The 7,899-nt window shown below is 27.6% G+C and carries 9 protein-coding genes and 1 other annotated feature; all 9 genes read right to left on the bottom strand.

Going from position 1 to position 7,899, the window contains the following annotated elements:
* Positions 1-190: 190 nt before the first annotated feature.
* The 9 genes from panD to QZ321_RS08485 all read right to left on the bottom strand — a co-directional run bounded on the left by panD (position 191) and on the right by QZ321_RS08485 (position 7,677).
* Complete coding sequence (gene panD, locus QZ321_RS08445) at positions 191-589, bottom strand: aspartate 1-decarboxylase (protein ID WP_291750328.1); 399 nt, start codon at positions 587-589, stop codon at positions 191-193.
* 15 nt (positions 590-604) lie between these two features.
* The gene (gene panC / locus QZ321_RS08450; protein ID WP_291750330.1) at positions 605-1,450 is read right to left on the bottom strand and encodes a pantoate--beta-alanine ligase; all 846 of its coding nucleotides are present in this window, start codon (positions 1,448-1,450) and stop codon (positions 605-607) included.
* Positions 1,451-1,463: 13 nt separating this feature from the next.
* Positions 1,464-2,291, bottom strand: coding sequence for a 3-methyl-2-oxobutanoate hydroxymethyltransferase (panB, locus tag QZ321_RS08455; RefSeq protein ID WP_291750333.1), 828 nt, complete (start codon positions 2,289-2,291; stop codon positions 1,464-1,466).
* 2 nt (positions 2,292-2,293) lie between these two features.
* Positions 2,294-3,136 (bottom strand): DUF2520 domain-containing protein, encoded by an 843-nt coding sequence (locus tag QZ321_RS08460; protein WP_347282924.1) that lies wholly within the window; start codon positions 3,134-3,136, stop codon positions 2,294-2,296.
* A gap of 239 nt (positions 3,137-3,375) precedes the next feature.
* Positions 3,376-4,653, bottom strand: a complete 1,278-nt coding sequence (gene serS / locus QZ321_RS08465; protein WP_291740241.1) for a serine--tRNA ligase — start codon at positions 4,651-4,653, stop codon at positions 3,376-3,378.
* 63 nt (positions 4,654-4,716) lie between these two features.
* Positions 4,717-4,915, bottom strand: a binding site (T-box leader).
* Positions 4,916-4,988: 73 nt separating this feature from the next.
* The gene (locus tag QZ321_RS08470; protein WP_291750338.1) at positions 4,989-5,213 is read right to left on the bottom strand and encodes a DUF1667 domain-containing protein; all 225 of its coding nucleotides are present in this window, start codon (positions 5,211-5,213) and stop codon (positions 4,989-4,991) included.
* Positions 5,214-5,227: 14 nt separating this feature from the next.
* Positions 5,228-6,640 carry an FAD-dependent oxidoreductase gene (locus tag QZ321_RS08475; protein ID WP_291740248.1) on the bottom strand — a complete coding sequence of 471 codons (1,413 nt, stop codon included), beginning with the start codon at positions 6,638-6,640 and terminating at the stop codon, positions 5,228-5,230.
* 17 nt (positions 6,641-6,657) lie between these two features.
* A complete protein-coding gene (locus QZ321_RS08480) occupies positions 6,658-7,167 on the bottom strand; it encodes a transcription repressor NadR (RefSeq protein WP_291750340.1) in 510 nt (169 codons plus the stop codon).
* A 15-nt stretch (positions 7,168-7,182) separates the two neighbouring features.
* Positions 7,183-7,677 carry an HD domain-containing protein gene (locus QZ321_RS08485; RefSeq protein WP_291740251.1) on the bottom strand — a complete coding sequence of 165 codons (495 nt, stop codon included), beginning with the start codon at positions 7,675-7,677 and terminating at the stop codon, positions 7,183-7,185.
* Positions 7,678-7,899 lie beyond the last annotated feature (222 nt).

Raw genomic sequence — 7,899 nt, forward strand, 5'->3', positions numbered from 1 at the left:
AGACCGGTGCCTTAAACCAACTCGACCATCTCTCCTCGGAACAATTATTATTATATCAGCATGATATATATTATGTCAACACTTTTTATTAACTTTTTTAAATAATTATAATAATATTTTTTATTAAGTGTTGTATTAAAAAAGAGGATTCAAATGACCCTCTTTTACCTTAATTCACTATATAAAAGCTTTAGTCAATAAAAGTATCTGACAACTGACCGTGCTTTTCATAATTAGTAATTTTACTAATTTTATTTTTCTCATTTACAAAAACAACCTTTGGCTTATGATTCTTTACTTCACTTGTATCTAAATCACAATACGCCATTAATATAATTTTATCTCCAACTTGTACACATCTTGCTGCTGCTCCATTTAAACAAATCATACCAGTTCCTCTTTCACCAGCAATAGTATAAGTTTCAAATCTTGCTCCATTATCAATATCTACTATATGAACTTTTTCATATTCATATATTCCTGCTGCATCTAATAAATCTGCATCTACTGTTATACTTCCAACATAATTTAATTCAGCTTGTACTACTGTTGCTCTGTGTATCTTACCCTTTAACATATTTACTTTCATTTTTGTTTCTCCTTACTATAACTCATATGTGAAATTATCTATTAATCTTGTTTTTCCTATAAATACAGCTATTGCTACTAAAACTGATTTTTCTAATATCTCTACCTTTTTCATAGATAAACTATCAACTACCTCAATATAATCAATTCTTGCTAATTTTTCTAAACTAATTGTTTCATAAATTAATTTAATAATAGCTTCTGAATTTCTTTCTCCAGATTTAATTTTTTCCTTAGCTAATATTAAAGATTTATTTAATATAGTTGCAGCCCTTCTTTCTTCTCCTGATAAATAAGTATTTCTAGAACTTTTAGCAAGTCCATCTTTTTCTCTAACTATAGGACATCCTATAATTTCTATATCTATGTTTAAATCTCTCACCATTCTTTTTATAACTGCTAATTGCTGAGCATCTTTTTCTCCAAAATAAGCCCTATCTGGCGATACTATATTAAATAACTTGCTTACAATAGTACACACACCTCTAAAATGTGTAGGTCTACTCTTTCCACATAATCCATCTGTTAATCCATTCATATCAACAAAAGTAGAAAAATCTTCAAAATACATCTCTTCATTTTTAGGGTGAAATATAATATCTGCTCCTGCCCCCTCACATATTTTACTATCCCTTTCTAAATCTCTAGGATACGTAGATAAATCTTCTTTAGGTCCAAATTGAGTTGGATTAACAAATATACTTACAACAACTCTATCATTTTCTTCATAAGCCTTTTTAATTAAGCTTTCATGCCCTTCATGCAAATATCCCATAGTAGGAACAAATCCAATCTTTAATCCATTAGCCTTCCACTCTTTTACTATAGACCTTACATCATTAATACTTTCTAAAACTCTCATTTTTCAATCTCCCTTAATATAACTTTTCAATTACTTCATCATTTATTTTAAAGGAATGTTCTTCTGATGGGAAAACTCCATCTTTAACTTCTTCTATATATCTTTTAAAAGCTATATTCATTTTTTCGCTTAAATTTTCATATTTCTTAACAAACTTAGGAGTAAAATCACTATACATGCCTAACATATCTTGATAAACAAGAATTTGTCCATCACAATTACACCCTGCACCTATTCCTATTGTAGGTATAAATAATTTTTTAGTTATTATTTCTGCAAGTTTAGCTGGAACACATTCTAATACAACTGCAAATGCTCCTGCCTTTTCAACAGCTAATGCTGCTTCAATAAGTTTTTTTGCAGCCTCCTCATCTTTTCCTTGAACCTTAAATCCACCAAAAGCATTAACAGATTGAGGTGTTAATCCAATATGAGCCATAACAGGTATTGATGCTTTAACGATAGCTTCAATCTTATCACAAACTTCAACTCCACCTTCTAATTTAACAACATGTGCTCTACCTTCTTTAATTAATCTTCCTGCATTAACAACAGCATCATATACTGATGTTTGATAAGACATAAATGGCATATCTGCTACAACTAATGTATTTTTTACTCCTCTTGATACAGCTTTTGTATGATGTATCATATCTTCCATTGTAACTGATAGTGTATCTTCATATCCTAAACAAACCATTCCTAATGAATCTCCAACTAAAATTCCATTTATTTCTGCTTCATCAATTATTTTAGCTGTAGAATAGTCATATGCTGTAAGCATAGTAAGCTTTTCATTTTTTTCCTTGGCTTGTCTAAATGTAACTGCTGTATTTTTCATAATTATTCTCCTAAATACTCTTCTAAATTTTTATAACTTCTATCTCTATTTTTAATTTTTGCTATATTTAAAACATTTTTTGATAATAATCTATATAACTCTTTATCCTCTTCACGTATTACATTTAAATGATTAATAACAGTACTTAAATCACCTCTCTCTACAGGCCCAGTTAAACTATTAACTGTACCTCTTTCTTTAACGTTTCTTAAATTGTTTTCAATTAATGGGTACAAGGCCTTAAGAGCCATTTCTTGAGTAAATCCACACTCTTCTAAATAATTAATTCCATTATTAATTAATCCTAGAACTAAATTACTAACCGTTACTGATGCCGCATGATATAAAACCTTATTTTCCTTATTAATAACTGCTACATCATTTCCTAAATACGAAAATAATCTCTTTAAATATTTAATATATTTTTCATTTCCTTCAATTGTAATAAACGCCTTTGATAAATCTTTATAAGAATTGTATTTGTCCGATATAGCGAACATTGGATGAATAGAATAACCATATGCACCAAGGTTATTTATATTTGAAAAGATGTCTGAAGAAATAGAACCACTACAATGGCATATCAATTTTTCTTTAATAGGTAACTTTTTTATTTCATTCCACACACTAGAAATTTGATTATCAGATGTAGTAATGAATATAGCATCACTATTTTTTATTAAATCTTCTAAACTAGAATATTGCTTTGTATTTGTAAAAATTGCAGCTTCCTTAGCTGAATGCTGTGATTTACTATAATACCCGATTACATTTATATTATTTTCTTTTAGATATTTTCCTAAGGAAAAGCCAACTTTTCCTGCTCCAATAAATCCAAATTTTATAATTATCACCTCCATAAGAAAGTGATACTACTAAGTCCCATTCAAAATTGATATGAGCTATTTCTTTTAAATTTTAAATTTTCAAATATATAAGGTGCAGTTTAATTAAAATACTACCCATATTAAATTTACCACATTTCTAAATTATGTCAATATTGGTTATTGCCTCATTTTAAATAACTAATAAAAAAAGATATAAGAAAATAATAATTTTCTTATATCTTTTTTAAATCTAAAAATTATTTTATAATATCCATTCCACCCATATATGGTCTTAAAGCTTCTGGTATATTAATTGAACCATCTTCATTTAAGTTATTTTCTAAGAATGCAATTAACATTCTAGGTGGAGCAACAACAGTATTATTTAATGTATGAGCAAAATATTTTCCTTTTTCTCCGTTTACACGAATCTTTAACCTTCTAGCTTGAGCATCTCCTAAATTAGAACAGCTTCCTACTTCAAAATATTTCTTTTGTCTTGGTGACCAAGCTTCAACATCGATAGATTTAACTTTAAGATCAGCTAAATCTCCTGAACAACATTCTAAAGTTCTAACTGGAACATCTAAAGAACGGAATAATTCAACAGTATAGCTCCATAGTCTTTCAAACCATTCTTTGCTTTCTTCTGGCTTACAAACAACTATCATTTCTTGTTTTTCAAATTGATGTATTCTGTAAACCCCTCTTTCTTCTATTCCGTGTGCTCCCTTTTCTTTTCTAAAACAAGGTGAGTAACTAGTTAAAGTTTGAGGAAGACTTTCTTCTTTTAATATAGTATCAATATATTTACCTATCATAGAATGCTCACTTGTACCTATTAAGTATAAATCTTCACCTTCTATTTTATACATCATAGATTCCATTTCAGCAAAACTCATTACTCCAGTAACAACCTCACTACGAATCATAAATGGAGGAATACAATAAGTAAACCCTTTATTAATCATAAAATCTCTAGCGTAAGAAAGTATTGCTGATTGTAATCTTGCAATATTACCCATTAAGTAATAGAATCCATTACCTGCAACCTTTCTAGCACTATCTAAATCTATCCCATTTAACTTTTCCATTATTTCTGTATGATATGGAATTTCAAATTCAGGAACAAAAGGTTCACCAAATTTTTCAACTTCTACGTTTTCACTATCATCTTTTCCTATTGGAACACTAGGATCAATAATATTAGGAATAACTAACATTATATTTTTTATTTTTTCTTCAAGCTCAGCTTCCTTAGCTTCTAATTCTGCTAAACGTGCTGCTTGTTCATTAACCTTAGTTTTTAATTCTTCAGCTTCTTCTCTCTTTCCTTGACCCATTAAAGCACCAATTTGTTTAGAAATTGTTTTTCTATTTGATCTTAATGAATCAGCCTCTTGTTGAGTTGCTCTACTTTCAACATCTAAAGCAATTACTTCATCAACTAAAGGAAGCTTTTGATCTTGAAATTTATTTCTAATATTTTGTTTAACTATTTCTGGGTTTTCCCTTAAAAATTTTAAATCTAACATAATATCCTCCCTGTATACTTTATTATTAGTTTCTGATATAAAAAAAGAGTTCTTTCGTCCTAAATAAGGGACGAAGAACTCCGTGTTGCCACCCTAATTGATAATAAACTTATTATCCACTCTTTAAAAAACTAACGGGGTTATCCGTACTGCTCATCACAGTCCCTCCAAGGTGGATTCATAAAAAATTGCTATCGATTTACACCAACCACCGACTCTCTTAAAACAATTACTTTATTACTAGCCTCTTCAACGGTTTAATTATAATATTTTTAATTATAATATATTATAACCTTCTACTTTTTGTCAATATATTAAAATGTTAATTTTTTACTTTAAATATCCCTTGTGCAAATAATATCAACACCACTATTTAAAATATTCTTACATATAATACTTCCCATTTTTATAGGAATACTTACATATAATCTACTAACAACTTTAGACATTTCTATCCATAATTCTTTATCAACTTCATCACTACTTTTAACAGGAACAACCTTAAACCTATCACTTCCTTTAACTCTAACCACAGAAGTGAAAATATCCTTCTTACCCATAATTATTACTCCTATTATATTTCTTTAAATTCCTTAATTCTGCCTGAAACTATATTAGAATTTTTTGAATCATCTACTATCTCAGTAATTTTTCTATCTAATTCTCTAGATAATATTTGCACTATTTTCTCATTACAATAAGCTCCATGGCAGTTTCCAAAACCAGCACCAGTTCTTCTCTTAACTCCTTTAACAGTTCTAGCACCTAAAGGTCTTCTAATAGAATCAACAATTTCTCCCTCTGTAACATTATTACACATACATACTATCTTTCCATAACGTTTATCTAACTTAATAACTTCATTGATTTCATCTTTATTCATTTCTCTAAATCTATAAAACTCTCTTCTCTTATCAATAAAGTTCCTTTTTAACTTACAATTTAAATTACTACTAATAGTATCACATAACATTTTTGCTATAGCTGGTGCTAATGTAACCTTTCCATAGTGAGTTCCTATTACACTAATATAACCTTTTTCTATTTTTTCATCATCTATTTCAATAGAATCTTTATCATAACTTTCTCTAAATAAATTATTTATGTTTCCTTTATTTATTCCTTTTAATAATTTAGATGCATATCTTAAATTATCATCTAAACTTGTTTTGTCAATACTTTTTATTCCAATAAGAGATCCACCATTTAAAACTGGAGTAGATACAACAAATGTATCTTTATCAAAAGTTTTTGTAACAATTCTTTCTAACTTATTTTCATAATTATCATCAAGTAAAATATAACTCATATTTTTGAAGGAATTTACTCCATCCTCGGAGTCTTTTTCCTCAACTACACCTTTTTCATTTATATATATCTCATTTGCGATTGTATTAATAACAACCTTACATGAAAATTTATTTTTATTAGTTACAACTCTAAAACCTTTTGTAACATTTTGAATTGTTAAAACTTCTTCTTCTAATCTAAAATTAACTCCATTATCAAAAGCAACCTCGGCATATGCAATTGCTAAATCATATGGAGCAACTAATGCAACATTTTGAGAATATAATCCCTTTTTAACCTCATCATTGATATTAGGTTCTATTTCATATATTTCATCAGGTTCGATTAAATATACACCATCAATTCCTCGCCTTATAGCTCTTTCATACATTTCTCTTAATTTAATTACACCATTATCATCATTAACTACTCTTAATGAACCTATTCTTTTAAAAGGAACATTAAATTTTTCACATAAGTCTTCTAATAATATATTTCCTATATACTCTAACCCAGCCATTACAGTATTAGAGGTTTCTGAGCCATCATATACTATAGAAGTATTCACAAATGAAATATCATCTGCTATATCAAACTCTTTTTCAATTACTGCTATATTTAAATTATATTTAGATAATTCATAAGCAACAGCACATCCTATTATACCGCCACCTAAAACTAAAACATCATAATCCATAATTCAATTCCCCTAATTTATAAAATAAAACCATTTTCCTTTAACTCTTCTTTTATAAGATCCATATTTTCAACAGAATCAGCAGAAATTGTATGAAGATGTACTCCATTAGTCAATATAGATAATGGCTTTGCATTTATTTGTTTTAATGAATTTTTAAATTTATTTAAATCGTTCAGATTCTTTATCATTAAAATACCTTTTATTTCTCCATATAAAGGATGTTCCACTATTACATCTTCTATTATTCCACCATATTTAACAACTATCTCAAGTTCTTTAATAACATCTTCATCATTATGATTTACTGCAATAATAGATTTTACTCTATTACTACTATCATCATTAACCATATATCCATCTGGAGTTGCTATTATATTTGTTCCCTTAGCTCTTAAAATAGCTATATCCTTAACTATTATTTGTCTAGTTACATTAAAAGTTTCAGCTAATGTTGTCCCTTTAATAGCGCCCTTTTCTCTAATTAATATTTTTATAATGCCATTTCTTCTTTCATCAGCCTTCATAATTCACCCCATAAATTAATTTCTATTGTCACTTTCCTTTATTATATCTAATAACTTATTATTTATCTTATTGCTATGATGATACCTTACAGTATCTAAAAATTCTTTATCATATATATTAAAATGCTTTAATATATTAGCCCCCTTTTCTGCATGATTATAATAAGCATCTATAGCTTTAATTCCATCATACTTTTTTAACTTTCCTTTAGTAATTTTATTTAATATTACAAGTACAGATTTTTCAATAATATTCAATCCATATTCACTTTTTCCTATGTCATGTAATAATCCAACCTTAGCAACTCTATTTAAATTTATACTCTTTTCTTTTGATAAATTTACAGCGTCTTTACTAACTCTAATACAATGTTGCTTATCTATCTTTTTTAGTTTATTAAATAATTTTCTTTCTTTTTTATTTAAAAATTTATTTACATATTCAGTATCAATATCTTCCGATAGTGATTTTAATGCCCAAATAAATTGCTTTACCCTATATAAAGACATATAAATAATTCACACCTTATCCTTTAACATATATTGTTATAAACATACATATTTATAATACCACTATTAGAAATAAATTTAAAATATTAAAATATACTTTGTTTAGTAATACTAAATTATAATTCTAAATAAAATAATTTTTTAATGCAAAAAAAGCTACGATTTATATCGTAGCTTTTGGTGGAGGTAAAGGGATTCGAACCCTTGACCCCTTGCGTGCAA

This window comes from uncultured Clostridium sp. (assembly GCF_910588715.1).
Taxonomy (GTDB): domain Bacteria; phylum Bacillota; class Clostridia; order Clostridiales; family Clostridiaceae; genus Clostridium.

Excerpts from the sequence above, each read along its gene's own strand:
- panD (WP_291750328.1), bottom strand. The coding sequence starts at position 589 with ATGAAAGTAAATATGTTAAAGGGTAAGATACACAGAGCAACAGTAGTA.
- panC (WP_291750330.1), bottom strand. The coding sequence starts at position 1,450 with ATGAGAGTTTTAGAAAGTATTAATGATGTAAGGTCTATAGTAAAAGAG.
- panB (WP_291750333.1), bottom strand. The coding sequence starts at position 2,291 with ATGAAAAATACAGCAGTTACATTTAGACAAGCCAAGGAAAAAAATGAA.
- serS (WP_291740241.1), bottom strand. The coding sequence starts at position 4,653 with ATGTTAGATTTAAAATTTTTAAGGGAAAACCCAGAAATAGTTAAACAA.
- QZ321_RS08470 (WP_291750338.1), bottom strand. The coding sequence starts at position 5,213 with ATGGGTAAGAAGGATATTTTCACTTCTGTGGTTAGAGTTAAAGGAAGT.
- QZ321_RS08475 (WP_291740248.1), bottom strand. The coding sequence starts at position 6,640 with ATGGATTATGATGTTTTAGTTTTAGGTGGCGGTATAATAGGATGTGCT.
- QZ321_RS08480 (WP_291750340.1), bottom strand. The coding sequence starts at position 7,167 with ATGAAGGCTGATGAAAGAAGAAATGGCATTATAAAAATATTAATTAGA.
- QZ321_RS08485 (WP_291740251.1), bottom strand. The coding sequence starts at position 7,677 with ATGTCTTTATATAGGGTAAAGCAATTTATTTGGGCATTAAAATCACTA.